This window comes from Dehalobacter sp. TBBPA1 (assembly GCF_040931655.1).
GTDB lineage: Bacteria > Bacillota > Desulfitobacteriia > Desulfitobacteriales > Syntrophobotulaceae > Dehalobacter > Dehalobacter restrictus.
Map to the genome: position 1 here is coordinate 2,349,762 of NZ_CP162385.1, position 26,530 is coordinate 2,376,291.

Consider the following 26,530-nt stretch of genomic DNA (forward strand, 5'->3'; position numbering starts at 1 on the left):
CTCTAAGCCTGTAATGGCTCGGTCTTTTTCTTAGCGCCGATAAAACCTAAGACTCGGGCTAAGACAATAGCCAAAATAAGTGCAATCCCCCCAAACAGGAAGATCGCCGTGCTCGATGCCTTGACGTGTCCTACGCTTGCGTTGATGTAAACAAAGGAAACCCCTATACAAGCAGTAACAAATAAAATAACATATAAAGCCCATATCGATACGGTTTTCCAAGTCTTATCCTGCTTCGCACGAGGTTTAATAAAAAGAACACCAGCTAAAAATAATATACCCGCCAAAAATATTAGTATTGTACTCATTTGTTTCCTCACCTCCTTAATTATCTTTTTTAATACCAATCTGTAATTACTGTATAAAAAATAATCAAGAATGTATAGATTTCTAGCCAACAGGTGTTGGCTAGATAACATTATTTTAATTTAATGACAAAATAAAATTTATTTTTAAATAATTTAAGCTGGTATCTGACAAAAAAATAGTGTAAACTAAACACAATTCAGTGATAATCAGGGAAATACTTTTTGAAAATCCACGATATAGGAGTTTGATTTTTATGAAAGAGTGTGGCCCCATTTCACATATTGTTAAATTTCGTGATATCCCTGAAAAATTATTGGACGTAGGGGAAGAATTATTCTTTGCTAAAAATAAAGTAGTCTTTTCTCAGGGGGATGTTCCAGACAGATTTTATTATATTAAAGATGGCCGGATCAAAAGTTATAAATACTCTCCAAGGGGTAATGAACAGATAATTTCCCTTCTTGAAAAGGGAAGTATATTCTTAGAATCTGGTATACTTTTCGATATTCCGATTGACAGTTATTTTGAGACTATGGAGGATTCGCATTTAATTTTCGTTAGAAAAAAAGACCTTTTAGATTTATTGGCAACAGATATAGATGTAACATTATATATAATGCAATCGGTTTCCCATAAATTTCATTTTTATGAGTATCTTTTTGACGAACTACAATTTTTTGATACAGAGTGGAGAATATGCAACCTGTTATTAACATTTGCAGATAATTTTGGGATAGAGGTGGAGAATAAAATAAAGCTGAATATTAAAATTAGTCAGCAGTTTATTAGTAATATTCTTGGTGTCAATCGAGGTACGACAATCAAGATAATCAATAAATTAAAAGAACTGAATTTGATCGAGCAAACGAACGGCTATTATCTTATTAAAGACTTGCAGCGATTAAAAAATCATCAAGCCGAAATGTGTGTTCATAAGGCATAGCTGATGTATTATGTTAAATCATCTAACCAAAACATTTAGGAATTTATTGCATAATCATTATCTCGGCCACCAATAAGAAAATGACCAAGGCTAAAGAGCCAAGGTCACGATGATTCTTGTAGTTTATTATCAAGTACAATTTTTAGTGATTAGGTTAATAAACAGCATGATAAGCCTGAATTTCACTAATCACAACCATAACGGCGACAGCCGATATCAATACAATAAATAATAAATCCCCCATGCTTAATTTGCTTTTCATTCTTTAACCTCGATTATTCAATTCATTTCAGATCTTACTTCAATTGCTTCAATTCCTTCGCTTCCCCGAACCTTTTTCAGTTTGGGTTTTTCTAAGATCCCCAGTATATACTTCCTGGGCCTTAATATCATCTCATTGAGTATCAACCCCGGACAAAAGAACCTGCACCAGAACCTGCTGATAAAGAAAGAACTAAAAATCACGACCGGTAAAATAAGCCACTGGATACCGAATCCCTGCCGGCCAAACAAAGTGGCGAATGGCTCATAACCGGCAAAACTCGGTGACTTTGTCAGAAATGCCCCTATCAGTGCCAGGTAGATGAGTATATACCTTAGTTTAGCCGCTTTGGCTTCGATTGCTTTATTGCAGCATTTGAATTTACCGCCGCCTACTTTTGCTGTTATTTCCTGCAAAGCGCCAAATGGGCAAAGCCAGAAACAGTAAATATTCTTTCCTATTATAAAAGTAATCACCGGGATCCCGATTAAGAGGATATACCAAACAAGGTTTTCACGGATCGGTGGGAAATTCCCCATTAATAATGCGGCAATGTTGGCAAGGGAAATCGATGTATTGTATTGGAAGCCAATGAAGACCAGACTGCCTATCAGGGCAACCCAGCGCAGTTTTCTTTGTTTGAATGCGACGCCAATTACCGTCAGGATCACCAAAGCAATAACGGCAATTTCCTTGGACCCGAACTTAAACGGTTCCACTTCATCCTTAACATTCAGCCCGAACTCGCTCCTGGCTACGGCATGACTTCCCTGGGAAACCGCTTTGGCTATCCCCCTTGTAGAAAAGGTTGCGCCCGATATCCGGTCGATATCCCTGTTAATGGATAAAGGATCTGTGATGTCTTTTCCAATAAATCTTTCCAAATATTTTTGATCTAGAATATTATTGATAAATGATGGTGTATCCTTGTGTGCGGCGATAACCGTCCCGACAATTTTTCCTTGCAGGTTAATTCCGGTGACCATTTTGATCGGACCGCCATAAGCAACCGCTTGCTCAATTACGACGTAGCCTATTTTTTCTTCCTTACCATCTTTGCTCTGTTCATTTACTTCATAAATAAGAGGGGAAGACGCAATCTTTTGAAAAGATTGCGCTTCCGAAAAAACTTGATTCATAAACGGTATGATATCGTTATCTGTATGAGTCCAACTGAAACCCAACGTTAGGAAGAATATAACGGTTGCTACAAACACAATGATTTTATTTACTGAGTTTTTCATTTTCTGCTCCTGTTACCCTGATGTTATGCTGCTTCTACCTTATTAGCTTTCTTTTTGGAGGGTATCAGGGAATTTAACCGTATCGTTACGATAACTAAGACAAGAAGAATTGCTCCGAAGATTAACAGTCCCATACCTGCAGCCTGCATCTCACCTTCGGCAATGCTGCTGACGATCCAAGCCAAGGTAAAAGCTCCCCACAGTACGGATATGGAAGTCAAAACCCAGCGGGTTACGGACATTTTGCCTGCAGCCTGAAATTTGATATAAACAAACCATATGGATGATGCCATGAGTGCACCTAAGATTAACCAAAAGATAATCATATTACCTCTCCCCTTTTCTTATTTATTCCAGAACTTCTTTAATGCATCTTCGACACTTATTTTCCCATAGCCGAACAAATCATCAAAGAATCTCAGGACTGGTCTAGCCGGTGTCCTTGCTCCCAATTTCACGAAGTCATGGTGCCATTCTTGCTTTTTGTTATATGGGCAAACTTTAATACAAATCCCGCAGTCACCACCGACTGCTCCCCACTGTGTTATGCACTTTAACCCATCTTGAGCCCATTTTTTGACTCCTGGATTCGTTGCGGTAGATACTTTAAAACTTGGTTCTTTATCATGGGATAACGCTTGGGAAGGACAGGCATCCGCACATTTCATGCAGGTTTTGCAGAATTCCATCACTCCGAAGCTAACCGGTTTATCAATTGCTAAAGGCATATCCACGTACGTTTTACATATCCGCACTCTTGGTCCAAATTCCGGAGTAACCAGAATACCGATTCTACTGATCTCCCCTAGTCCGGCCTGAATAGCCAACGGGACACTTAAAGCCGTATCGTTGGAACAAGGCAGGCACTTGTAACCTAATTTCCTAATAAATGTAGCCAACTTATGAGAGGTAACACCCATATTGGAGTAGATATCGGCTGAAGAGGCCGTTTGGGGCAGAGCCGGGGCAGTCTGATAACCGTCATAATCCATTTCAAAAGCCATCACGATAACATGTGTCGGCGTAAACGGAAGCTCATTAGGAACAGGCATATCTGTTTTTGCATCGAAAACTTCGGAATAGACCCACCGTTCATCATAGGGGGCAATCCCTACTTTACTTGCTCCCCAATAGGTTGCAGCTTTTTTGATAACAGCGCTTGCAGTTTCTGGGCTTTCAAATTGATACACGTTAGGATTTACTTTACCTTCCCAAGAAAAGAGCCCTTGCGATTTATAGCCTAAGGTAGCCTTATACTGATTGATATCATTTTCAATCGACCAGCAGGCGTCATCAAAGGCGAATTCAAGCGGTCCCCAGCCCTCTCCTCCATCTTGAGGTATTGCCCCCATTCTTTTACCGAAATATTGTTTACCTCCAGGGGAAGTAAGAACCGGAGCTAAGGAAGTTTTACTGTACCGTTTGTAATCACTGGAGATCTCCACCGGCATGGTATCGTGCTCTACAGTCTCCGCATTTGCGACATTTCCGCCCATTAATTCAGAACCAAACAATGCGGCACCAGCTGCGCCAACCCCCACTCCTAATGAGGTCTTCAAAAAACCGCGTCTGCTGAATTCTTTGGAAAAGGTTTTTTTGTGTTGAATTCTTTTCTCTTTGTCATCTTCTGGAATCATACCTTATCTCCTCCTTAAAATATTTGACCCTACAAATATCATAGATAAAATAAAAAATTATGAATAGATCTCTATCTAACAGGTGTTCACTATGGAACATTAATTAATTTTAAGGACAAAATAGAATTAGTTATTTCAATATTTACAAGGAGAATCAAAGCGTAACAAAAATAACAATTAAGCTGGTCCCCGAACTTGAAATTACGCTAAGCATCCTGTAAATTCCGAATCGAGGGTTCGCAGAGTTCTTTTCATTTTTTTATTTTTACCATGATCGTCCAGTATTTTTTTCACTCTTTCAGCTAAAGTGAGTAAACGCTTATTGTAAAAAAGAATGAATTGCCGGTATCTTTTTGAGAACCTCTGCTCCTTGATAAATGTCAGGAAACTTTACATGGATTAATTGCAGAAAAGTAAGGGTGAACGCAATGATTGAGAAAGCGGAAAAAACGATCAGCTCCCGCCACTGTTTTCTACTCACCAGGCTGGGTGTTTCTCTGAGCACAATGATGACAAAAGCAGCTATCAATAGGAAAATATACATTCGAACCTCCCATTCGGTCTCTTTCCAATTAGATTCCTTAAACCGCGGATATTGAAGTCCTTAGCGGCACAAAAATGCTACCCTCCGCTTGGCAGCTTTCTTATTTTAGCCACGACCAAAGAAGCAAGCGGAAGAAGCAATTGAAAACTTATATATAGAAAGTACGCAGATTCCTTCCGAGCCATATGAATACTCAATTTATACGACACTAAGGAAAAATTAAGCGCGATGATCCCAATTGGTAACACAAGTTCCGCGTAAGAACGCAGTTTGAGTAGCTGAGCAACCCCCAAGGTTGTAGCGTAATAAGCCGTAATTATGCCAATGAACAGAGTAAACATGAGTCCAATCGCCACCAATATTTCCATTCTGGTAAATACATCGGCGATGTTAATTTGTCGCACTGCCTCGTAATATGGCAAAACCATGATTGCTGCACTATCCCCCAGAACAGCAATGTATTGCACGCTGATAAAAAATAAGGACACCCCTCCAATGACCAAACCCGTACGAAACGCTCTTTTAACCTGATTAACAATATTGACATAGGGTATGAGCATGAGTAAAACGAATACATTAGCAAAGGACACACCTACTAAAACAGAGAGACTGTAAAGCATATCTTTCAATGGAACGTCCATGACCGGGAAAAAATTGGCCGTCTCCATGTCCTTAAGCAACAGAAAAAATGTTAATGAATACAAAATGATTGTTATCGCCGAGAGTATAAGGCCGACCCGGCCGATCACTTCCACTCCTTTTCTAAGCGCCCAAGCGCAAATCAAAAAGAACAGGATTTCAATCACAATCTGCGGTGTTTCCGGCATGATATAGCTCACAACAAACTCCCCGATAAATTGAAAGAACGCAACGAGTACGAAGAAAAAATAACCAAGATATTGAATAGAAATGAATTTTCCGACAAAGGGTCCGAAAATAATGTCATTGATCTGGATGATATTTTTACCTGGAAATTTTACAACCAAATTCAAAAAAAACGAGGACAATAAAAGATATACAAGTAAAGCCGCTAAGGAAATCCACCAAATATCCTGTTTTGCATATCTAGTGGCAAAACCTACCATTAGCGAAGAACACTGAATAATCCCCGCCACTAAAAAAGTCAATTGAGAACTTGCCATTTTCCCTTTTTCTAGCTGCATAATCTCCTACTGCTCCTTTTGAGGAATCTCCACCGGCCTGGTAATTCTCCCGGGAAAATTAAGCTGAGTCTTAATATTCAAGCTGAGATCCAATTGTGGGAAAATATTCTCCCAATCGGACGAAATTTTTTTCCATTCTCCCGGTTCCTTCCTGTGGATCTCCTCTCCAAAACCAAAGATATCGGCATTAAGCTCTTGGGCTTTTTCCAAAGCAGCATTAATTTCATTTTCTATCACTGCTGCTGTTCTTTTCTCTAAATCCTCAAACCCCGTGGGGGTCGCCATGCTTTCCTGACCTGACTGGCTTCCGAGATCGCCTTCAACCCGAATCTCTATTTTGAATTGAAGCTTACCGTCAGCAATCGCAGGGATTATCTTGGTACTGGAATGGGTGATCTCTAACGTGGCTTTTTCTCCATCTGGTCCTTCGATCTCAATAATGCCGTTTCTGATTTCATTTCGTATCCATAAAAGACCGCGCGTTTCTTGGCTGTTCAGTTCACCTGCGTATTTATCCCCCTTAAAAACCGCCGTTCCTGCTAGCCGGAGTTTTTTTTGCTGACCTGCACCGGAAATTTCAATAATCGGCAGAATTGGGGATGTGGTCCTGCTCATCAAACTTGAAATAAATTGTTCCAGATTGACTTGACAGGACTGGGAATTTTCTCCCTGTAATTCGACCAAACGGCTGATTTCCTCTGCCGGCATATTTCCTAACAGCGGCGGTACATCAAGGATCTCGCTTGCTTTGCTTTCCGAAAGAAGAACCCAGACATTTAACCGTGCCTCCTGGTTCCTGACAAAAAAGTCGATATGCTTCTGAAGACCTCCTTCCGCTAATTCCCTGCCCAGAACAATTACGTGATTATGTGGGAAATAGAGTTCCTTGTTCACCACATGAGAAAGACCACGTAGGATATCAAGTTCGTTCGCCCCGGTGTCTGTGACGTTCGTATAGTTTTCCGAACCACCGCCGCTTTGATCCTTTGGATCTGATTTTCCATTGACCGGTTTAAAAATTTCTATGGTCATACGTACATGATTACCATCCGCCTTGTCCAAGCCGATTCCTGAAACAATTGCCAGCGAATTTAATTCATGCCGACCCCAACAGCCACTTAGTACCAGAAGCGAGCAGCTAATTAATAGAATTTTCATAAATAAACCGATCTTTCTCATGGTTCCCTCAGTAAAATCATTTCCTGGTTTTTTTGGATTTTTCAGGGCTTAATCGAAATTCCTGTTTTTGGGGATCGTGCCAGCTGATGGCACGCGGACGAAAGATCATCGCCCAAAGAGGGGCCCTTACAAACGTGTCTTTCATATCGCCGAGGCTGAAAGGTGCCAGTGGTGATAAATACGGGGTTCCGAAGGATCGTAATGAGGCCAGATGGACGAGCAATACCAAAAAAACCAACATAATTCCATATACTCCCAAAGTACCGGCAAACAGCACAAAAAGAATCCGTAAAATCGCTTCTGAATCGGTCTGTGCCGGCAACGTAAAACTGGCGATCGCAGTCAACGCCACCACAATCACCATTGGCGAACCGATCAGACCGGCAGAGACGGCTGCCTCTCCGATTACCAACGCACCGACAATACTGACAGCCTGACCTACAGGCCGGGGTAAACGGATCCCGGCTTCTCGCAATATCTCAAAGATGAGACCCATGAGCAGCGCTTCCATCACAGCTGGAAAAGGAACGCCTTCTTCCGCAGTTGCCATTGTAAACAGCAAGGGAGTTGGAATTAATTCTTGATGAAAGCTGGATATAGCAACATAAACTGCCGGAGCAAGGATACCAATCATGAAAGCGATAAATCGGATGATCCGGACCAAGCTGGCGTAAAAAGGCCTGATGTAATAATCCTCCGGACTTTGAAAGCTTTCAATGAAAAGCGCTGGCACGGTTAAAACAAAAGGGGTTCCGTCAATGAGGACTGCTGCCCGCCCCTCCAACATTTTGGCTGCGACAATATCCGGTTTTTCACTATTGCCTACCGTGGCAAAAAGTGAAAAAGGCGCATCTTCGATGTATTGTTCAATATATCCTGACTCCAGAATCCCATCTGTTTGAATCCGATTGAGCCTGCGATTAATCTCCGAAATCAGTTTCGGATTGACAACTCCCTTTAAATAAGCAATACAGACCGTTGTCTTAGATTGTTCTCCTAAGATCAATGTTTCTAAAGTAAAATTTGGATTTTTCAACTTTCGGCGAATCAATGTAATATTCGTAATAATTCTTTCCGTGAATCCTTCTCGCGGCCCCCGGACAACAGAATCCGTCGGAGGCACCTCCACACTTCGGCTCTCTCCCCCTCCGCCGATCATAACTAACGCCCCTGAAGCTCCATGAATCAAAAAAACAATGCTTCCGGATAGACACTCTTTTATGACTTCTTCAATGACGGTTACTTCTTTGACATAGCCAACGGTAAGTATTGTTTTTTTTATTAATTGCAGCAGTTCCAGACCCGCCAAGGCAGTACTATCTATCCGTTTATCGCTCATCAATGGTTTCATGATATTATCGTTGAGGTTATTGAGATCCGCCATACCATCCAGATAGATCAGTACACCTTCGGTTTCTAGCTTAGATCCTAATGAAAAGTCCCTTATTATGAGATCCATACTATTGCCTAGACTACTACGGATATACTCAACATTTTTTTTTAGGTCCTTGGATAGTCGCCGACAGGTTTTCTGTGTTCGCCTGACCTGCTCATTGTTTGAATTTTGGTTCTGCCACAAATAGCGTATTTTTTTTATATATTCAAACAAAATTGTGCGCACCTTCCACTATTCGGTCATTAACCTTATTCTTACCATTTCAAAAAAATTGATACTCCACTATAAAGGTGATCAATAAATTAAAAGAACTGAATTTGATCGAGCAAACAAACGGCTAATATTTTATTAAAGATTTGCAACGGTTAAAAAATTATAAGGCCAAAATTACGAATTAAATGGCAGCTGATGCTGACCATCCCTCACAGAAGTCGCCAATGAAAAAAATGACCGGGGCTGAAAGCCCGGGTCATAGGCAATATTTTATATGATTACAACATATAGAGATGGTTTATAATTATATACCATAAATCAAAATATTTGTTAAGAGATAGCATGGTAAGCCTGCCATTCACTTATCATAATCATGATGGCGACGGCGGCTATCAATACAATAAATATTAAATCCCCCATACTTAATTTGCTTTTCATTGTTTAACCTCGATGTTATTCAATTCATTTGCAGATCTTGCTTCGATTCGTTTGATTCCCGGAACCTTTTTCAGTTTCCCTTTTTCTATAATTCCTTTTCCCAGAATCCCCATGATATATCTCCTGGGACGTAAGATGATCTCATTGAGTATCAAGCCTGGACAGAAAAACCTGCACCAGAATCTGCTGATAAAGAAAGAAGTAAAAATCACGACCGGTAAAATAAGCCACTGGATACCGAATCCCTGCCGTCCAAATAAAGTAGCAAATGGTTCATAACCGGCAAAACTCGGTGTCTTTGTCAGAAATGCTCCTATCAGTGCCAGGTAGATGAGTATATATCTTATTTTAGCCGCTTTTGCTTCGATCGTTTTATTGCAGCATTTGAATTTACCGCCGCCTACTTTTGCGGTTATTTCCTGCAAGGCGCCAAACGGGCAAAGCCAGAAACAGTAAACATTCTTTCCTAATATCAAGGTGATCACCGGGATTCCGATTAAGAGGATATACCAAACGAGGTTTTCACGGATTGGTGGGAAATTCCCCATTAATAATGCAGCAATGTTGGCAAGGGAAATCGATGTATTGTATTGAAAGCCAATGAAGACCAAGCTGCCTATCAGGGCAATCCAGCGCAGTTTTCTCTGTTTGAAGGCGACGCCAATCACCGCCAGGATGATCAAAGCGATAACGGCTATTTCCTTTGCCCCGAACTTAAACGGCACTACTTCATCCTTCACATCCAGCCCGAACTCGCCCCTGGCTATGGCATGGCTTCCCTGGGAAACCGCTTTGGCAATTCCCCGGGAAGAAAATGTGGCACCGGAAACACGGTCAATATCCTTGTCAATGGACAAGGGGTCCGTGATGTCTTTTCCAATGAATTTATCCAGGTATTTCTGTTCGATGACCTTATCGATAAAGGATGGCGTATCCTTATGGGCGGCAATAACCGTCCCTACAATTTTTCCTTTAAGGTCGATTCCGGTGACCATTTTAATCGGCCCGCCATAAGCAACCGCTTGCTCGATTACGACGTAACCTATTTTTTCTTCCTCACCGTTTTTCCCTTGGATTCTTCCTTCATAAATAACAGGGGAAGACGCAATCTTTTGAAAAGATTGCGCTTCCGGAAAAACTTGATTCATAAACGGTATGGTATCGTTATCTGTATGAGTCCAACTGAAACCCAACGTTAGGAGGAATACAACTGTTGCTGCAAATACAATCATTTTATTTGCTGTGTTTTTCATTTCTTGCTCCTGATAAAGGTCCTTATTGTTGTTACGCGGCCTCTACTTTATTGGCTTTCTTTTTTGAAGGTATCAAAGAATTCAACCGTGCCGTAACGATTACTAGGACAAGAAAAATCGCTCCGAAGATTAACAGTCCCATGCCCGCCGCCTGCATCTCGCCTTCGCCGATGCTGCTGACGATCCAAGCCAGAGTAAATGCTCCCCACAGTATAGATAAGGACGTTAAAATCCAGCGGACTACGGACATTTTGCCTGCGGCCTGGAATTTGATATAAACAAACCAAAATGATGACGCTATTAATGCTCCCAGGAACATCCAAAATATTATCATTTTATCTCTCCTCTTCTCATTAATACATTCTTATTTATTTCCAGAAATCCTTTACGGCCTCAGCAACCGTTGATTTTCCGTATCCGAACAAATCATCAAAGTACCTCAGAATCGGTCTTGCAGGCGTCTTTGTAGCAAATTTTGCTAAGTCATGGTGCCATTCACTAGGTTTGTTGTATGGACATACTTTTATACAGATCCCGCAGTCAGTACCAGCGTCAGCCCACTGTGACAAACATTTCTCAGCATTCACGGCCCATCTTTTTACACCGCCATTTGTGGAGACCGTTGCGACTTCAAAACTTGGTTCTTTATCATGGGTTATCGCTTGCGAAGGACAGGCATCCGCACATTTCCTGCAGGTCTTGCAAAACTCCTTGACCCCAAAAGTAATCGGTTTGTCAACGGCCAAAGGCAAATCTGTAAATATTTTACAGAACCGCTGTCTCGGTCCAAATTCCGGAGTTATAACAATTCCTATTCTGCTGAGTTCTCCCAGCCCGGCATGAATCGCCAAAGGAACGCTCAAGGCAGTGTCATTGCCGCAGGGTACGGTTTGGTAACCTAGAGCTCTAACAAAATGAGACATTTTATTTACTACAACACTCATACTGGAATAAATATTTCCGGCAGACGCAAGTTCAAGAGATGTCGGGGCAGCTTGGAAGCCCTCGTAACTCATTTCAAGAGCCATAACAATAACACTTTTAGGTTCAAACGGGAGTACGTTAGGAACGCTATCGTTTTTTTCTATATTGAATACACGTGAAAATACCCACCGCTCGTCATAAGGGGCTATTCCTACCAGACTTGCACCAAAGAATTTTGCCGCCTTTTTAACAGCTTTACTTGCAGCTTCAGGGCTCTCAAAATTGTATTTCTCAGGGTTTACTTTGCCGCTAATTTGCGGTTCCTTCCATTCATATAATCCCTGACTGGCAAAACCAGGAGCATGATAACCGTTGATACCATCCTCTACCCCAAAGGCACCGGCTTTCAAAGCTTCTTCAAGTCTTCCGTAACCATCTGCTACCTTATTCGGTATCCAGCCCATGTGTTTTCCAAAATAAGTGTCAAATGAAGGTTTAACCTTCGGATCTCCCGACATTGCACGCATAATCACATTTTGTTTTTGATCATACCGTTTGTAATCTGCGGAAATTTCCACCGGATACGAATCATGCTGTACAACCTCTGCAGCATTGGCTATGCTACCATCGTAACCTACCAGAGCTGCGCCTGCTGCCCCAACCCCCATTCCGACTGAGGTTTTTAAGAAACCCCGTCTACTAAATTTTTTGGAAATAGCCTTTTCTTGTTCTGTGCTTTCAGTTTTTTCTTTACCCAAATCCATAGTACAACTCCTCCCTAAAAATATTTTCTACCAATAAGTTATCATTTCTCAAAATTAATAGTAGAAGTCCGCACTACAAATGTAGTCTAGACTACATTTTTATTTATTTTAATAAAAGTATAATTAGTATGTGATAATAATTAATGCAGAAAGGAGAGATACTATAATCAATATTAGGGAGTTTGATTTTTATGAAACATACATCCGTTGAAGAATTCTCAAGAATTTACAGGCTGGATAACTTTTCCAAAACATTGATTGAAAACGGCAAGGAATTATTCTTTAAAAAAAACACAGTTATTGCGTCTCCTGGGGATATCATGGAAGGATTTTATTTTGTCAAGGAAGGCAGAGTAATTGCTTCGGAATTCTCGCCCAAAGGAAATGAACGAATCATATGCATTCTTGAGAAGAGCAGCATTTTTTTGGAGTCCAATGTCCTTTTTGATGTTCCGGTCTTTTGTTACTTTGAAGCGAGTGAGGATACCACTCTCGTCTTTATGAAGAAAGAAGAACTATTGAATCTATTGTCAACAGACTTAAATGTAACGCTTTTTCTCTTGCAATCCCTTACAAAGAAATTTTATTCCAATATGAACCATGTTGATGAATTGCTCTATCATGATACGGAATGGGGGATGTGCAACCTTTTTTTAACATTTGCCGAGAATTTCGGGGTAGAAGAAGACACAAAAATCAAATTAAATATTAAAATCAGCCAGCAGTTTATCAGCAATCTTCTTGGTATAAATCGAATTACGACATTAAGGATTATCAAGAAATTAAAGGAATTAATGTTAATCGAACAGACGAACGGGTATTACTATATCAAAGACATCCAGAAGTTAACAGACTATCAAACGATGTTACAATCCCAACTCTAAATCTGATACTCTTCAAGATAACTTGCCCCAGGACTTCAAGTCCCCAAATACACCGGATAAATATTTTTTATGACTAATTTTTTATTTATTCCATTATTACCATTGCTTAAAGTACCTTTTCGATAAAGGCACTACTAAAAAAAGAACGCCTAAAATGGCGTTCTTTTTTACTGCGTTATTAATCAGGATATTAATGGAAATGGTTTATTTGTCCACAATTTTTGCCCCAAAGGGAATCAAAGCCAGCTGGGCAAACTTAAAATGCTGGAGCCCAAACGGAATGCCGACGATGGTGATGCAGAAAACAAGGCCGATAATTAAATGATGTACGGCCAGCTCCCATCCCAGAAAAACCAGCCAGAGAATATTTAAAAGTAATCCCCCCACCCCAAAGCCGCCAAGAATAACTTCTTTGCCGAATGGCCACAAAACGAGCAGGGATATTTTAAAACACTGCAGGCCAAAAGGAATGCCGACGATTGTGACACACAAAACCAAGCCCGCCACAAACCAGAGAATTGCTCCGATAATGCCGCCGAATATCAACCAAATCAGATTGCCGATGAAGTTCATCTTTGTTTTCCTCCAATCCGCATTGAACGTCTAAGCCTATAGTCTTTGTTCTGCTTATTTGATAACAAGTCCGAGCAAGCCGGCCAGAGAAACAGCCTGCATCGCATTGACGACAGCTCCGTTCACGTCGGCAGGGTTAACACCCAGCCCTTCAATATCACAGCTGGTGAAGTCGATGCCTTTCAACTTGGTGAAATTGAATTGCGCCTGCCGAAGATTGGAATCCGGAAACTCGACTTTCGTAAATGCAGAGTTTTTAAAATCCGCGGAAGCCAGCTGGCATAGCAGAAAGGATACCTGCTTGCCATTCGCATAACTGAAAAAAGCATATTGGCAATTGCAGTTTTCAAAGGTCACATCCCGCAGCGTGGCTTCACTCAAGTTAATCCCTATCAGCTTACAGTTAATAAACTCGACCCGATGCAGGATGGCTTCACTAAAGTCAGCATTGGATAAATCACAATTCTGGAACCGGACATTCATCAGGTCGGCATACCGGAAGATTGCTTCAGTAAACATGACTTTTTGAAAGACGACTTGTTTAAACATGATCCGGTCCGCTTCAATATGATCAAGCGTGCAGTCGTTTACTTCCACGTAGGAAAACATTGCTTCGTCTGTGATATTCTCTCTTGCCAACGTGGCAGGTTCCAGTTCATTATCAAATATTGGGCGGGTCGCATAAAATTGATTATTCTGCATTGGCACTCAATGCTACCGGGATCTGAACCCATTTGCCCCTCTTTTTATCCCCAGCATAAACCACATAGGTATCGCCGATGATATCGGTTAAGGCCTGTTTCCGGGGATGAAACGCGCAAATCAAATAACCCAGGTAGGTGCCGAGCAACTGTGCCAGTGTTCTCCCGACGACTTCCCGCATGGCGACTGCAGACCAACTGAGCGGGCTACCATCTTGGCTTACAACTTTAATTCCCATGATCATTTTCCCAAGTGTTTGTCCGAAATACATTGTCAGCAAAACGAAATATATACTTCCCCAGATGCCTGGAAAGAGTGCATTGATCAGGAAAAATGATTTGATGGTTGTCGTTTCAAGACCTGCCGGCCATATAACCCGGAAAAATATCTGACTGCTCATCGTAATGACTGCCAGATCAATGATAAAGGCCCAAAATCGGGTCCAAAAACCAACGACTCTTAAATCTACAACATTGACACTTTCCACTGTATTGGCACTTTCCGCTGTCTGATCACCGCTGTTTGTCATATTATCAATATCCATGGCTAAGTCACGCTCCTTTAGCGATACAGGTACATCACGGTAGGGGCCGCGCTGTCCTGCAAATTCTGTTTGATCCCCAAGAAATCAAGTTGGGGCGACACCATGGAGAAGAGCCGATTCAAATTAAACAGCGTTTCATTTTGATATTGGATAACGGCGGGATCACTTTCGTTAATCATTTTTGCTGCTTCGGCAATCGCTCCATCCAGATCGCCGATCTGATCGATGAGTCCCAGCGATTTGGCCTGCATCGCTGTATAAATCCTTCCATCGGCGACTTTGATGACGGCCTGACGGTCCATTTTTCTTCCTTTAGCCACTGCATCGACAAAATAGCCATAATACTCATCAATGATTCCCTGCATGATCTGCTTTTCTTCCTCCGTCGCTTCACGCATCGGATTCATGATGTCTTTGTTTTTGCCGCTTTTGAAAACAATTTCCTCAACACCCAATTTTTTTGCCAGCTCACTGTAATTATACGTGCTCATAATGACGCCGATGGATCCGGTCAGCGTATCCCGAGTCGCCAAAATTTCATCCGCAGGCATCGAAATAAAGTAACCACCTGAGGCTGCCAATGTACCCATGGAAACAACCAAAGGTTTTGGGTATCTTTCTTTTAAACTGATCAGTTTCTGATAAATCTCATCACTTTCATATACCCCGCCGCCAGGTGAATCAACTGCCAGGACAACCGCCTGAATCTCAGGATTGGTAAAGGCATCTTCGATTTCCTGTAAAAATATCTGGTGATTATAGGTATCGGTGGATGACAATGAATCAGTCCCCGACTGAATGGTTCCGTTGACGTTAATCAGCGCAATCGTTTTACCGGTTCCTTCCTGATAAGTCCCGGTGGTGAATGAGGGTTCCGAAGGCAACAGGGATTTTTCCAATTTTCCCATGTTTGTTCCTCCGGAAATAACATCTGTCTGTACGTATATCACCAGCAAAACAACGATAACCGCGATAGAAATCCAGCGTTTTTTATTCATACTCTCCTCCTACTGTTTTTCAACATTGATCATAAATTAAGATTGGATATAATTTTGTATGTCTTAGATGTTATTCTATGCAAAACCTCTCGTATTTAAAAACGGAACTATTTCCTTTTCTGTTAATATAAACTTTTAGAATAATTCGCTAAATTTCTGCACTTTCCTTCAAAATACCCATATTTAAGACGATAAACCTCCCGGAGCACATACCCAGGAGGTTTACGGATCTTCCTCTATCACGTTTTTAACAAGGTTTCAGGATTTTTTCGTAATTGGCAGCCACACCAGTATAGCTGGCGAAGATGTTTTGTTAAACGAAGTAATGAAAACTTTACTTCAATACAATAGTTTCCGGAATCTTGTACATTTCTGGATATTCAAGCCACCATTTATAATCCAGGATCTGCTCGGTGCCATATCCGAACATATCATCAATCGATTTAAGGAGACTGGCTCCTGCCGAATTCTGGCTTCCGATCCAAGTTCCCGCCTGATGGAACCATGAATCCTCTTTGGAATCCCATGGGCAGACTTTCATGCACCGTCCACAGGAAATACCTTCTTCGTTTGATGTCCGGAATATACTGCACTTTTTAGAATTGACGTTCCAGCGCAAGTATCCGTTATATTCCACAGGATCGGCATCCTGGGAAATAGCTTGAGCCGGACATTCCGCTGCACATTTCTTACACACTCTGCAGAAATCCTGCAAGCCAAAATCGATTGGCTTATCCGGAGCAAGCGGCAGATCCGTAGTAACGACAGCAGCTTTATGGCGGAATCCGAGCCGGGGATGGAGACTGGTGTTACCTGTGCGGCACATCTCTCCCAACCCGGCTGCGACAAGACAAGGGGTAACTGCCAAAATGTTATTGAAAGCATGAGAGGCCCTTGCATTATAACCAAGCCTGCGGATGTAATTTGCTATGATGACAGATATTAAAGCTGTAGAGATATAAGCATTAAAGGACTGCGCATCACTGATCCCGTCATAGCCAGTGGAACCCAGCATCGTTTCTAAATGTTGGTCTTTCACAAAGCCGATGACATATGGCAACCGTTCGGTTACAGGTTCGATGCATTCCTCTAGAGGTTTTTTCGCCATACCTTTCACATCTAGACAATGATAGGAATAGTAGGCATATTCCGGCATTTTGCCAATTGCTATATCGTCTGCATGCAGAAAGTAACCCAGATCTTTAATGTGTATTGACATTTGCTCGGGATCAGGTATCGCCAATTTATCCGGATTAGGCTTTCCTGTTCCTGCCACAGCTGCCGGCGTAGCAAGAAGAACAGCGGCTTGACCAATTGCTGTGTTTAAAGGGGATCTCGGAGTTTGGGTCAAGTATCCTCGAAATGCCTTATCTCCAACCCCATTAGCTCCTTCTTCACCAAGTAGATGTCTTAATGTCAGTCCAGTAGCATGGTCAGCTTCGCTGATATTCTTGATCTTTCCAACGATCTTAGTGGTTCCCAACCATTGATCATTATGTTCCACATAGCGTACTGCAGCACTGCCCATATCGTGCACAGGATGAATTTTGGACCATTGTCCTTTTGGCGCAGCAGCGTACTGCACAGCGAAGTTGTTTGCTGCACTTGCAAACTTACCAGGTGTTTTTAATATTCCGGCAGCACCAAGGAATGTGGCTGCAGCGCCGGCTTTCAGAAAATTTCTTCGGTTGATTTGAAGTTGTTTTTTTTGCTCACTACTCATTCTTTTTCACCTCTTTTCAAGCTTGTTCAGTATTTGCCTTTTTCGTTTTTCCAATCGTGATGAAGCCTAACAAACGTGCCAGTACAACTGCAAGGATGATAGCTAATCCTCCAAATAGGAATATTGCAGTACTCGTTGCTTTAACATGCCCTACGGATGCGTTGATGTAGATAAAGGAAATTCCCGTCCAGGTAACAGCATACCAAATCACGAATAAGACCCAATTAATTACTGTTCTCCACATTTGCTCCATTTTGGCGCGAGGTTTAATAAAAAGAATCGCGGCTAAAAATAACACGCCAGCTATAAAAATCAACAATGTACCCATTATTTTCACCTCCTCTCTTAGCGATTTGGTCAATCCGGATGACTAGGTACATTGTACAAAATAAGGTAATTAAATGATTCAATCTAAATTGAAAATGGAAATATTTTATTCAATCTAGATTGAAAATGATAATATTTTAGGTAAGCTGCATACGGGACAATTGCTAGATTGATACAGATAATAAAATAATAACAGTGAGTATGTAGAAGAAAGGTTAGTCCCCTTTGCTTGGTGGCTAACCTTTCTGCGCTTCATCTCTTCTTTGTCCAGACACACGTGGAGTACTCAGATGAAGGAAATCGCTCCATATTAAGCGTTGGATATGCTTATTTTACACCTGTCAATGAAGTCCTTGTTGAAGTCAATGCATCCGGAATTTTGTGGTTTTCCGGCCATTCAAGCCACCACTTATAATCCAAGATCTGCTCGGTGCCATATCCGAACATATCATCAATCGATTTAAGGAGACTGGCTCCTGTCGAATTCTGGCTTCCGATCCAAGTTCCCGCCTGATGGAACCATGAATCCTCTTTGGAATTCCATGGGCAGACTTTCATGCACCGTCCGCAGGAAATACCTTCTTCGTTTGTTACCCGGAATATTTGGCACGTATTAGAATTGACGTTCCAGCGCAAGTATCCGTTATATTCCACAGGATCGGCATCATAGGAAATGGCTTGAGCCGGACATTCCGTTGCACATTTCTTACACACTCTACAGAAATCCTGTAAGCCAAAATCGATTGGCTTATCCGGAGCAAGCGGCAGATCCGTAGTAACGACAGCAGCTTTAGTGCGGAATCCGAGCCGGGGATGGGCACTGGTGTTACCTGTGCGGGACAGCTCTCCCAACCCGGCTGCGATAAGACAAGGGGTAAGTGCCAAAATGTTATTGAAAGCATGAGAGGCCCTTGCATTATAACCAAGTTTGCGAATGTAATTTGCTATGATGACAGATATATTAGCTGTAAGGTGATAAGCATTAAAGGACTGCGCATCACTGATCCCGTCATAGCCAGTGGATCCCAGCATCGTTTCTAAATGTTGGTCTCTCAAAACGGTGATGACATATGGCATCCGTTCAGTTACAGGTACGACGCATTCCTCTACAGGTTTTTTCGCCAAATCAAACGCGTTTAATGTATGATAGGAAAAGTAGGCATATTCCGGCATTTTACCAATTGCTACATCATCTGCACGCAGAAAGTAAGCCAGATCTTTAATATGCATTGACATTTGCTCAGGATCAGGTATCGCCATTTTCTGAGGAGCAGGCTTTCCTTCCATAACTGCCGGCGAAGCAATAGGACCAGCGGCTTGAGCAATTGCTGTGTTTATAGGGGATCTCAGAGTTTGCGTCATGAATCCTCGAAATGCCTTATCTCCAAGTTTACCTCTTAATAGCAGTCCACCGCCACCGTCAGCTTCGCTGATATTCTTGATCTTTCCAACAATCTTAGTGGTTCCCAACCATTGATCATTATGTTCCACATAGCGTACTGCAGCACTGCCCATATCGTGCACAGGATGAATTTTGGACCATTGTCCTTTTGGCGCAGCAGCATATTGCACACTGCTTGCTGCACTTGCAAACTTACCAGGTGTTTTTAATACTCCGGCAACACCAAGGAATGTAGCTGCAGCGCCGGCTTTCAGAAAATTCCTTCGGTTGATTTGAGGTTGTTTTTTTTGCTCACTACTCATTCTTTTTGACCTCTTTTCAAGCTTGTTCAGTATTTGTCTTTTTCGTTTTTCCAATCGTGATGAAGCCTAACAAACGTGCCAGTACAACTGCAAGGATGATAGCTAATCCTCCAAATAAGAATATTGCAGTACTCGTTGCTTTAACATGCCCTACGGATGCGTTGATGTAGATAAAGGAAATTCCCGTCCAGGTAACAGCATACCAAATCACGAATAAGACCCAGTTAATTACTGTTCTCCACATTTGCTCCATTTTGGCGCGAGGTTTAATAAAAAGAATCGCGGCTAAAAATAACACGCCAGCAACAAAAATCAACAATGTACCCATCATTTTCACCTCCTCTTTTAACGATTTGGTCAATCGGATGACTAGGTACATTGTACAAAATAAGATAATTAAATGATTCAGTCTAAACTGAAAATAATCATTTTATAAATTAATAATATTTTACAATTGCTAATTAGTTAGTGCCCTCATGTTTGAATAATTGTGTTTCTTGTGTCAATTCTTCCAGCTTTCTGATATCAAAAATAACGATCTTGTCTCTCTTCTTATCTAAAATATGAAGCGTGTTCAGCGTGCAGAATACTTTGGAGACGGTTACATAATGAGCTCCGGTTATTTCAGAAATATCTCTCAAGGGTAAATTAATGTTGATCTCGATATGATTATTAACCAGCTTCCCCTGAGAAACGCATAATTGATAAATCAATTTCACAATCCGTATTGTCGGATTTAAAAAGTCCATCTCGGCTGCCTGTTTCATAAAGAAATTGCATTTGGCGCTCTCATTTCTCATTATTTCAAAGAAAAGATTTTCGTCCATATGAAAAATCTTTTCAAGCTGTTCCCAAGAGAAAAAACATAGTTGGCTGTCTTCTAAGGCTACAATATAAGCCGCCATACGATTGTCGGAGTTATATTGAAATAAATAGTTGAACATACAGTGTTTGCCGCCAAAATAAACCATTCGTTCTCGTCCATCGCTGAACAGAAAGTTTACTTGCAATTTGCCGGTAAGCACATAGATAAATTTATGGATTACTTCACCCGGTGAAATAACTAAACTATCTTTTAAGTAAGCTTTGACAGTACCGTATTGAACATACTTCTGCAATTCGCTTATCGGATAAAATGTATCTGGAATACCCACCCTCCATTTTTCAAAATTCTCCTGCATAATTTCAATTCCCACTCCTCTCTATAATTTCCTTTGTCAATAATCATAAATTTAGTATAGACTTAATTAATGAAAAATTCTTCAATTCATACTTATTTTGCTTTGCGATGCCGTACGCACCAATAAACCCTAAGTATCCCGGCTATTATAACAAAAGGGTGTATTTGTTATATTGAGGGTGTGGTTAAACACGGCCACGAAGGGGGCGTAACGAAACTTTATTTCGCGACGTCCCCTTAACCTATCTAGCCCAATTTTTTCAGCTCATCTTTTATCAGTTAGTACTACCATCTTCCTCATATTATGAGCAACACAGTGCAAATGCTTACCCTAATATTAGAACCTGATTATCCAAAAAGTATATCATGATTAAGTTTTGAGTCATGGGATAGAATTTAAACAGTTATAATGTTTCCCGGAGGAAAATCATCTTTACGCTCGTCATAATTTCTGGAAAGTTAATTGACTAATTTTTTTAACGTTTCTGCTAATTTAGAATATAATTCATTTTCATTGTTAATAAAAACTATCAGGGTAATTTTGGCCGTGACTTTTGGTTTCAAGGTTTCCTTGATCTGTACATCTTCGCCTGTCGTGGATAGCATGCAGGTATAGCCGGTTTCAGTAAGAAAAGCCTTGATATGCCCCACAAGCCCTCCCTGATCTTCAACCCAACCTGCTAAGGACTGTAGCTCTTTGTTGAGCCTATCCCTTACCCACGAATATTCTTTGGCAATGACACGTTCAGTAGATAAAATGACGGCTCCTTCATGGTGGGTAACTGTGATTTCTTCCTGATTGCAGAGCACCGATTTCTCATGCTGTTCATGCTGCTCGTCATGGTGGTGTCCGCACTGACAGGCTTGGCCTTCGTGTTCATGGTGTTCATGGTGTTCGTGTGCCATTTTAGATCCCCGCCTTTTCAAATAAATCGTCCCAGAATCCAGCCGAAAGCTCGTTTGTAGCGGATATAGGATAACAGTACGCATCCCGGTTATATTTCCGGATACTCTCCTGTACTTTTTCCACTGTCGTTTCATCCATTAAATCAATCTTGTTAACTAACACTGACTTTGTATCCTCCAGCTGCTCTGAGACGAAGTTTTCCATCGCACCAACCAATCGGAACCACCGTTTGGCATCGACAACAATAATCGTCATGGCCTGCATCCCGAGTTCGGTCTCCACCGCGCTTTTTATTTTGCTCGGAAAAGCAAGACCAGTTGCCTCAATGATGATCCATTCCGGGCTGTACTCCTTACTAAGATAATCAACTGTATCCGTAAGTTTAGCCGAAGATGTGCAGCAGGCGCAGCCGGCAAAAAGGTTCTTGACGGTAAAATCTTCATTCTCTAGTAGAAGGTTATCAATTCCGGCTGTACCGATTTCATTTTCTATGATTACAACCTTTTTGTCGTTCTCATTACCATTAGAAGTTTCAACGAGATGTCTTGCAAGCTGTATTAACACACTGGTTTTACCTGACCCCAAGAATCCGCTTAATATGATTACTTTGATGGCAACCCTCTCCTTTTCAGTATAATCGTGCTTCTGAGCCCTCTCCAGTACTTATATAGAGAAATCTGTTTGCTATTCGAATATAAGCAAAATCCCCTTGAATAAAATTATCCAGAGGATTTTGCAATCTTTCACTTAAATGATGGTTTAAATATTTATTCTATTGAGTGTATTATAACTTATTGACTTGATTCCAAGTCATTATTAACGCAGGAATTCTTTCGTCACCGGTCATAAAGGCATGTCCTTTTTCGTTCATGATTACTGGGAACAGTATAAAATTTCCTTTTTTTCCGTATTGCTCTGCACATCTTTTCGTTTCTTCAATGATCACCTCTACGGGAGCGCCAATATAACTGGCAGGTCCGGATGTATCCCAACCGCCTTCTACAATTAAGCGGCCATGATACTTCGTCAGGATTCCCTCCAAATCATTACAAACCTGAGCAGCATCCCATATTTTAATACCCATTTCAACATAGTCTTCGATAATATCTTCACATTTCCCACATGTATGTTGATTAAAGATAACGCCACGGGAAGTCACAGCCTCAACGATTCTTTTGTGGTACGGCTTTATGACTTCGCGATAGGTTTTTGGTGACATAAACATCCCACGAGCAGTTGCCAAGTCATCAAAATAGATGATAACATCCGGCTTATATGCGTCGATATATCGGTTTATACAAGCGATTTTGTAATCTGCCATTGCCGCAAAGAATTCATGACAGGAATCCGGATCTTCAATCAAAGCACATAAGGTATTTTCAAACCCCATAAATGCAGCCATCCGTTCAAAGAGACCACATGCATTAAATACTGCAACCGGCTGTTCCTTTCTTTTTTCGTCAGTAAAGCCAGCCAATTCAATTTGTGCCATCTGCTCAATTCCAAGAGAATCAACATCAGGGAATCTTACATATTTTTTCCAATCAGCGATATCATCGAATAATATTTTTCCTGACTCCGGTATGACTCCCTCAGCCGTGGCTATCCAATTTACGCCAAACGGATCCTTCCCGCCTTGCCATGGTTGGTCTGTATTATTCGTTGCTAACATGCACACTTTATATAGTTCATACAGCAAAGGGGCGAATTCCGGTTTTCCTCCGTTAAGCATGATCTCAAAATTTTCTCTCTGAGTCAGCGTCATATTGATTTACCTCCCTTTAGCGAGATTTTTCATCTTATAAAGATTTTACCAACTCAGCAGCTTTCACTGCAGCACTGCCGGCATCAGGAGCAAAACCATCGGCATTGATTTCATCAGCGAATTGTTGGGTAACAGGAGCACCACCGACGAGAACTTTAAAGCCTGTCAAACCACTGGCCTTGACCGTTTGCACGGCTTCCTTTAATGCTGGCATCGTTGTGGTCAAAAGCCCGGAACAAGCCACTAAGGTAACATTTTGATTTCCTTTGATAGCTTCAACCCATTTTTCATGCGGCACGTCTACACCGAGGTCAACCACGGTGAACCCGGCACTTTCGATCATCATAGAAACAAGGTTTTTACCAATATCATGCAGGTCGCCTGCTACGGTTCCGATAATGCAGGTACCTAAGGAGTTTGAGGTGTCGCCAGCCATCAGCGGTTTCAAGACATCAACACCTTTGGCCATCGCTTTGGCGGCCATTAGCATTTCAGGAACGAAGATTTCGCCTGTGGAGAACTTGTCCCCAACAACGCCCATCGAACCTACCATTGCCTGCAGAATATCTTTTGCTGCGCTTCCTTCATCGAGCGCTTCCTGGACCAATCCGGGAACAAGTTTTGCTTTTCCTGCCTCTACCATTGCTTTGACTTCTTCAATTTTAGCCATTTCTTATAATCCCCCTTAAAATTTTATTCTGAATAGATTGAATAACAATCTCTGATTGAATGCTGTTTGATGAGCCAGCGCTTACAACTATTTTTTCTGACCAAAACGTCCTTCCCTGAAGGCGCTAATATATTCCATGCAATATTCATCCTGACCTAAGAGAGCTTCCGTCGCAAAGATCATACCAACCAAATCCTGATTCGTCGGGTCAAGGATCCCGCTGTCCATGCCGGCGTTCATTGCCAGAACGCAGAAGGCCTGATTGACAAGCTTTCTAGCAGGCAAGTTAAACGAAATATTGCTGAATCCGCCGGTAATGTGAATTGCCGGATACTGCCTTTTAATCTCTCTGATTACGTCAACAATCATGTTGATGCCTTCTTCCGAAGTGCAGAGCATTTCGACCAGCGGATCAATGTGCAGACGGGACGGGGCAATATTGAATTTTTTAGCTCTTTTCATGATGTTTGCAAATACTTCGAGACGTTTCTCCGCAGTCTTGGAAATTCCGCTGTCATCACAGAGAAGCGCAACGCATTCCCATTTGGTATCGGCAATGACCGGGAATACGACATCGATCTTGTCACCTTCGCCGGATACAGAGTTAATGAGTCCCGGACGTTTGCAGAATTGAATCGCATCGACGCAGGTCTGAGCATGCGGGCTGTCGATACAAATCGGGGTATCTGTCACTTCCTGTACCAAGTCAATCAGCCATTTTAAGGTTTCGAGTTCAATTCCGACGTCCGTGGATGCACAGACATCAATAAAATCCGCGCCGGCATCGGATTGGATTTTGGCAAGGTTTCGAATGAACCCTGCATCCTTTTCAGCGATTGCTCTCGCTACGGAAGGGATGGCGCCGTTGATTTTTTCTCCAATGATGATCATGAATAATCTACCTCCAGTAATACTTTGTTTTTCTGGTTTTGAATAATTGTGTTCCTTTTGTCTCTCTTCTTATCTAAAATATGAAGCTTATTCAGCGTACAGGATACTTTGGAGACGGTTACATAATGAGCTCCGGTTATTTCAGAAATATCTCTCAAGGGGGTAAATTAATGTTGACCTCGATTTGATTAACAGGCTTTCCCTGAGAAACGCATAATTAATAAATCAATTTCACAATCCGTATTGTCGGAGTTGTATTGAAATAAATAGTTGAACATACAATGTTTGCCGCCAAAACAAACCATTCGTTCTCGTCCATCGCTGAATAGAAAGTTTACTTGCAATTTACCGGTAAGCACATAGATAAATTTATGGATTACTTCACCCGGTAAAACAACTAATTCGCCTCCTCTTTTAGCGATTTGGTCAATCGGATGACTAGGTACATTGTACAAAATAAGATAATTAAATGATTCAGTTTAAATTGAAAATAATCATTTTATAAATGATAATATTTTACAAATGCTAATTAATTAGTGCCATCATGTTTGAATAATTGTGTTTCTTGTGTTAATTCTTCCAGCTTTCTCATATCAAAAATAACGATCTTGTCTCTCTTCTTATCTAAAATATGAAGCTTATTCAGCGTGCAGAATACTTTGGAGACGGTTGCATAATGAGCTCCGGTTATTTCAGAAATATCTTTCAAGGGTAAATTAATGTTGACCTCGATATGATTATTAACAGGCTTCCCCTGAGAAACGCATAATTGATAAATCAATTTCACAATCCGTATTGTCGGATTTAAAAAGTCCATCTCGGCCGCTTGCTTCATAAAGAAATTGCCTTTGGCATTCTCATTTTTCATTATTTCAAAGAGAAGATTTCCGTCCATATGAAAAATCTTTTCAAGCTGTTCCCAAGAAAAAAAACATAGTTGGCTGTCTTCTAAGGCTACAATATAAGCCGCCATACGATTGTCGGAGTTATGTTGAAATAAATAGTTGAACATACAATGTTCCCCGCCAAAATAAACCATTCGTTCTCGTCCATCGCTGAACAGAAAGTTTACTTGCAATTTACCGGTAAGCACATAGATAAATTTATGGATTACTTCACCCGGTAAAACAACTAAACTATCTTTTAAGTAAGATTTGACTGTGCCGTATTCAACATACTTCTGCAATTCGCTTATCGGATAAAATGTATCTGGAATACCCACCCTCCATTTTTCGAAATTCTCCTGCATAATTCCCGCTCCTTTCTTACAATTTCCTTTTTATCAATTATTTCAAAGCTTTTGTGTCAATAATCATAAATTTAGTATAAGCTTAATCTATGAAAAATTCTTCAATTTATACTTATTTTGCTTTGCGATGCCGTACGCACCAAT

Annotated in this window: 28 protein-coding genes; 2 read left to right on the forward strand and 26 right to left on the reverse strand. The window is 41.2% G+C overall.

What is annotated here, in order from left to right; translation table 11 throughout:
- Positions 1-2: 2 nt before the first annotated feature.
- Positions 3-308: a dehalogenase gene (locus AB3489_RS11540; protein ID WP_068883735.1), complete on the reverse strand. Its 306-nt coding sequence runs from the start codon at positions 306-308 to the stop codon at positions 3-5.
- Between the two features lie 254 nt (positions 309-562).
- Here AB3489_RS11540 and AB3489_RS11545 point away from each other — a divergent pair, with 254 nt between their 5' ends.
- Positions 563-1,252 (forward strand): Crp/Fnr family transcriptional regulator, encoded by a 690-nt coding sequence (locus AB3489_RS11545; RefSeq protein ID WP_368293001.1) that lies wholly within the window; start codon positions 563-565, stop codon positions 1,250-1,252.
- A gap of 279 nt (positions 1,253-1,531) precedes the next feature.
- Here the strand turns inward: AB3489_RS11545 and AB3489_RS11550 are convergent, their stop codons facing one another.
- From AB3489_RS11550 to AB3489_RS11595, 10 genes are all read right to left on the reverse strand, one after another.
- Positions 1,532-2,758, reverse strand: a complete 1,227-nt coding sequence (locus AB3489_RS11550; protein WP_368293002.1) for a 4Fe-4S binding protein — start codon at positions 2,756-2,758, stop codon at positions 1,532-1,534.
- Between the two features lie 23 nt (positions 2,759-2,781).
- Complete coding sequence (locus AB3489_RS11555; RefSeq protein ID WP_025205301.1) at positions 2,782-3,084, reverse strand: hypothetical protein; 303 nt, start codon at positions 3,082-3,084, stop codon at positions 2,782-2,784.
- A gap of 18 nt (positions 3,085-3,102) precedes the next feature.
- On the reverse strand, positions 3,103-4,395 hold the full coding sequence (locus AB3489_RS11560) for a reductive dehalogenase (protein WP_368293003.1): 1,293 nt from the start codon (positions 4,393-4,395) through the stop codon (positions 3,103-3,105).
- Positions 4,396-4,714: 319 nt separating this feature from the next.
- The gene (locus tag AB3489_RS11565; protein WP_368293004.1) at positions 4,715-4,939 is read right to left on the reverse strand and encodes a hypothetical protein; all 225 of its coding nucleotides are present in this window, start codon (positions 4,937-4,939) and stop codon (positions 4,715-4,717) included.
- 77 nt (positions 4,940-5,016) lie between these two features.
- Positions 5,017-6,081, reverse strand: a complete 1,065-nt coding sequence (locus AB3489_RS11570; protein WP_368293005.1) for an endospore germination permease — start codon at positions 6,079-6,081, stop codon at positions 5,017-5,019.
- 27 nt (positions 6,082-6,108) lie between these two features.
- Positions 6,109-7,260, reverse strand: a complete 1,152-nt coding sequence (locus tag AB3489_RS11575) for a Ger(x)C family spore germination protein (RefSeq protein WP_368293006.1) — start codon at positions 7,258-7,260, stop codon at positions 6,109-6,111.
- 37 nt (positions 7,261-7,297) lie between these two features.
- Entirely contained in the window at positions 7,298-8,902 is a 1,605-nt protein-coding gene (locus AB3489_RS11580) for a spore germination protein (protein ID WP_368293007.1), read from the reverse strand.
- A 422-nt stretch (positions 8,903-9,324) separates the two neighbouring features.
- Positions 9,325-10,581, reverse strand: coding sequence for a 4Fe-4S binding protein (locus AB3489_RS11585; RefSeq protein ID WP_368293008.1), 1,257 nt, complete (start codon positions 10,579-10,581; stop codon positions 9,325-9,327).
- 31 nt (positions 10,582-10,612) lie between these two features.
- A complete protein-coding gene (locus AB3489_RS11590; protein WP_368293009.1) occupies positions 10,613-10,915 on the reverse strand; it encodes a dehalogenase in 303 nt (100 codons plus the stop codon).
- A gap of 34 nt (positions 10,916-10,949) precedes the next feature.
- Positions 10,950-12,269: a reductive dehalogenase gene (locus AB3489_RS11595; RefSeq protein ID WP_368293010.1), complete on the reverse strand. Its 1,320-nt coding sequence runs from the start codon at positions 12,267-12,269 to the stop codon at positions 10,950-10,952.
- A 191-nt stretch (positions 12,270-12,460) separates the two neighbouring features.
- Here AB3489_RS11595 and AB3489_RS11600 point away from each other — a divergent pair, with 191 nt between their 5' ends.
- On the forward strand, positions 12,461-13,153 hold the full coding sequence (locus AB3489_RS11600) for a Crp/Fnr family transcriptional regulator (protein ID WP_368293011.1): 693 nt from the start codon (positions 12,461-12,463) through the stop codon (positions 13,151-13,153).
- Positions 13,154-13,357: 204 nt separating this feature from the next.
- On the opposite strand, the gene AB3489_RS11605 is transcribed toward AB3489_RS11600, so the two are convergent.
- The 15 genes from AB3489_RS11605 to AB3489_RS11675 all read right to left on the reverse strand — a co-directional run bounded on the left by AB3489_RS11605 (position 13,358) and on the right by AB3489_RS11675 (position 26,359).
- Entirely contained in the window at positions 13,358-13,726 is a 369-nt protein-coding gene (locus AB3489_RS11605; RefSeq protein ID WP_368293012.1) for a YccF domain-containing protein, read from the reverse strand.
- A gap of 54 nt (positions 13,727-13,780) precedes the next feature.
- On the reverse strand, positions 13,781-14,428 hold the full coding sequence (locus AB3489_RS11610) for a pentapeptide repeat-containing protein (RefSeq protein WP_368293013.1): 648 nt from the start codon (positions 14,426-14,428) through the stop codon (positions 13,781-13,783).
- Positions 14,418-14,972: an RDD family protein gene (locus AB3489_RS11615; RefSeq protein WP_368293014.1), complete on the reverse strand. Its 555-nt coding sequence runs from the start codon at positions 14,970-14,972 to the stop codon at positions 14,418-14,420. Before AB3489_RS11615 ends, AB3489_RS11610 begins: the two co-directional genes overlap by 11 nt.
- 17 nt (positions 14,973-14,989) lie before the next feature.
- Positions 14,990-15,970: a signal peptide peptidase SppA gene (sppA, locus tag AB3489_RS11620; RefSeq protein WP_368293015.1), complete on the reverse strand. Its 981-nt coding sequence runs from the start codon at positions 15,968-15,970 to the stop codon at positions 14,990-14,992.
- Between the two features lie 334 nt (positions 15,971-16,304).
- A complete protein-coding gene (locus AB3489_RS11625) occupies positions 16,305-17,693 on the reverse strand; it encodes a reductive dehalogenase (protein ID WP_368293016.1) in 1,389 nt (462 codons plus the stop codon).
- Positions 17,694-17,709: 16 nt separating this feature from the next.
- Positions 17,710-18,021, reverse strand: a complete 312-nt coding sequence (locus AB3489_RS11630) for a dehalogenase (RefSeq protein WP_368293017.1) — start codon at positions 18,019-18,021, stop codon at positions 17,710-17,712.
- A gap of 326 nt (positions 18,022-18,347) precedes the next feature.
- Positions 18,348-19,724 carry a reductive dehalogenase gene (locus AB3489_RS11635; protein WP_368293018.1) on the reverse strand — a complete coding sequence of 459 codons (1,377 nt, stop codon included), beginning with the start codon at positions 19,722-19,724 and terminating at the stop codon, positions 18,348-18,350.
- A 16-nt stretch (positions 19,725-19,740) separates the two neighbouring features.
- Entirely contained in the window at positions 19,741-20,055 is a 315-nt protein-coding gene (locus AB3489_RS11640) for a dehalogenase (protein ID WP_199698284.1), read from the reverse strand.
- A 130-nt stretch (positions 20,056-20,185) separates the two neighbouring features.
- Positions 20,186-20,905 carry a Crp/Fnr family transcriptional regulator gene (locus tag AB3489_RS11645; protein ID WP_368293019.1) on the reverse strand — a complete coding sequence of 240 codons (720 nt, stop codon included), beginning with the start codon at positions 20,903-20,905 and terminating at the stop codon, positions 20,186-20,188.
- Between the two features lie 458 nt (positions 20,906-21,363).
- On the reverse strand, positions 21,364-21,810 hold the full coding sequence (locus AB3489_RS11650; RefSeq protein WP_368293020.1) for a hypothetical protein: 447 nt from the start codon (positions 21,808-21,810) through the stop codon (positions 21,364-21,366).
- Between the two features lies 1 nt (position 21,811).
- A complete protein-coding gene (locus tag AB3489_RS11655; protein ID WP_368294630.1) occupies positions 21,812-22,471 on the reverse strand; it encodes a GTP-binding protein in 660 nt (219 codons plus the stop codon).
- Positions 22,472-22,595: 124 nt separating this feature from the next.
- Positions 22,596-23,483 carry a uroporphyrinogen decarboxylase family protein gene (locus AB3489_RS11660; protein ID WP_368293022.1) on the reverse strand — a complete coding sequence of 296 codons (888 nt, stop codon included), beginning with the start codon at positions 23,481-23,483 and terminating at the stop codon, positions 22,596-22,598.
- Positions 23,484-23,610: 127 nt separating this feature from the next.
- A complete protein-coding gene (locus tag AB3489_RS11665; RefSeq protein WP_368293023.1) occupies positions 23,611-24,246 on the reverse strand; it encodes a corrinoid protein in 636 nt (211 codons plus the stop codon).
- A gap of 87 nt (positions 24,247-24,333) precedes the next feature.
- Positions 24,334-25,137: a methyltetrahydrofolate cobalamin methyltransferase gene (locus AB3489_RS11670; RefSeq protein WP_368293024.1), complete on the reverse strand. Its 804-nt coding sequence runs from the start codon at positions 25,135-25,137 to the stop codon at positions 24,334-24,336.
- A gap of 529 nt (positions 25,138-25,666) precedes the next feature.
- Positions 25,667-26,359, reverse strand: a complete 693-nt coding sequence (locus tag AB3489_RS11675) for a Crp/Fnr family transcriptional regulator (RefSeq protein ID WP_368293025.1) — start codon at positions 26,357-26,359, stop codon at positions 25,667-25,669.
- Positions 26,360-26,530 lie beyond the last annotated feature (171 nt).

Coding starts and splice junctions, on each gene's coding strand:
- AB3489_RS11540 (WP_068883735.1), bottom strand. CDS start 308: ATGAGTACAATACTAATATTTTTGGCGGGTATATTATTTTTAGCTGGT.
- AB3489_RS11545 (WP_368293001.1), top strand. CDS start 563: ATGAAAGAGTGTGGCCCCATTTCACATATTGTTAAATTTCGTGATATC.
- AB3489_RS11550 (WP_368293002.1), bottom strand. CDS start 2,758: ATGAAAAACTCAGTAAATAAAATCATTGTGTTTGTAGCAACCGTTATA.
- AB3489_RS11555 (WP_025205301.1), bottom strand. CDS start 3,084: ATGATTATCTTTTGGTTAATCTTAGGTGCACTCATGGCATCATCCATA.
- AB3489_RS11560 (WP_368293003.1), bottom strand. CDS start 4,395: ATGATTCCAGAAGATGACAAAGAGAAAAGAATTCAACACAAAAAAACC.
- AB3489_RS11565 (WP_368293004.1), bottom strand. CDS start 4,939: ATGTATATTTTCCTATTGATAGCTGCTTTTGTCATCATTGTGCTCAGA.
- AB3489_RS11570 (WP_368293005.1), bottom strand. CDS start 6,081: ATGGCAAGTTCTCAATTGACTTTTTTAGTGGCGGGGATTATTCAGTGT.
- AB3489_RS11575 (WP_368293006.1), bottom strand. CDS start 7,260: ATGAAAATTCTATTAATTAGCTGCTCGCTTCTGGTACTAAGTGGCTGT.
- AB3489_RS11585 (WP_368293008.1), bottom strand. CDS start 10,581: ATGAAAAACACAGCAAATAAAATGATTGTATTTGCAGCAACAGTTGTA.
- AB3489_RS11590 (WP_368293009.1), bottom strand. CDS start 10,915: ATGATAATATTTTGGATGTTCCTGGGAGCATTAATAGCGTCATCATTT.
- AB3489_RS11595 (WP_368293010.1), bottom strand. CDS start 12,269: ATGGATTTGGGTAAAGAAAAAACTGAAAGCACAGAACAAGAAAAGGCT.
- AB3489_RS11600 (WP_368293011.1), top strand. CDS start 12,461: ATGAAACATACATCCGTTGAAGAATTCTCAAGAATTTACAGGCTGGAT.
- AB3489_RS11605 (WP_368293012.1), bottom strand. CDS start 13,726: ATGAACTTCATCGGCAATCTGATTTGGTTGATATTCGGCGGCATTATC.
- AB3489_RS11610 (WP_368293013.1), bottom strand. CDS start 14,428: ATGCAGAATAATCAATTTTATGCGACCCGCCCAATATTTGATAATGAA.
- AB3489_RS11615 (WP_368293014.1), bottom strand. CDS start 14,972: ATGGATATTGATAATATGACAAACAGCGGTGATCAGACAGCGGAAAGT.
- sppA (WP_368293015.1), bottom strand. CDS start 15,970: ATGAATAAAAAACGCTGGATTTCTATCGCGGTTATCGTTGTTTTGCTG.
- AB3489_RS11625 (WP_368293016.1), bottom strand. CDS start 17,693: ATGAGTAGTGAGCAAAAAAAACAACTTCAAATCAACCGAAGAAATTTT.
- AB3489_RS11630 (WP_368293017.1), bottom strand. CDS start 18,021: ATGGGTACATTGTTGATTTTTATAGCTGGCGTGTTATTTTTAGCCGCG.
- AB3489_RS11635 (WP_368293018.1), bottom strand. CDS start 19,724: ATGAGTAGTGAGCAAAAAAAACAACCTCAAATCAACCGAAGGAATTTT.
- AB3489_RS11640 (WP_199698284.1), bottom strand. CDS start 20,055: ATGATGGGTACATTGTTGATTTTTGTTGCTGGCGTGTTATTTTTAGCC.
- AB3489_RS11645 (WP_368293019.1), bottom strand. CDS start 20,905: ATGCAGGAGAATTTTGAAAAATGGAGGGTGGGTATTCCAGATACATTT.
- AB3489_RS11650 (WP_368293020.1), bottom strand. CDS start 21,810: ATGGCACACGAACACCATGAACACCATGAACACGAAGGCCAAGCCTGT.
- AB3489_RS11660 (WP_368293022.1), bottom strand. CDS start 23,483: ATGTTAGCAACGAATAATACAGACCAACCATGGCAAGGCGGGAAGGAT.
- AB3489_RS11665 (WP_368293023.1), bottom strand. CDS start 24,246: ATGGCTAAAATTGAAGAAGTCAAAGCAATGGTAGAGGCAGGAAAAGCA.
- AB3489_RS11670 (WP_368293024.1), bottom strand. CDS start 25,137: ATGATCATCATTGGAGAAAAAATCAACGGCGCCATCCCTTCCGTAGCG.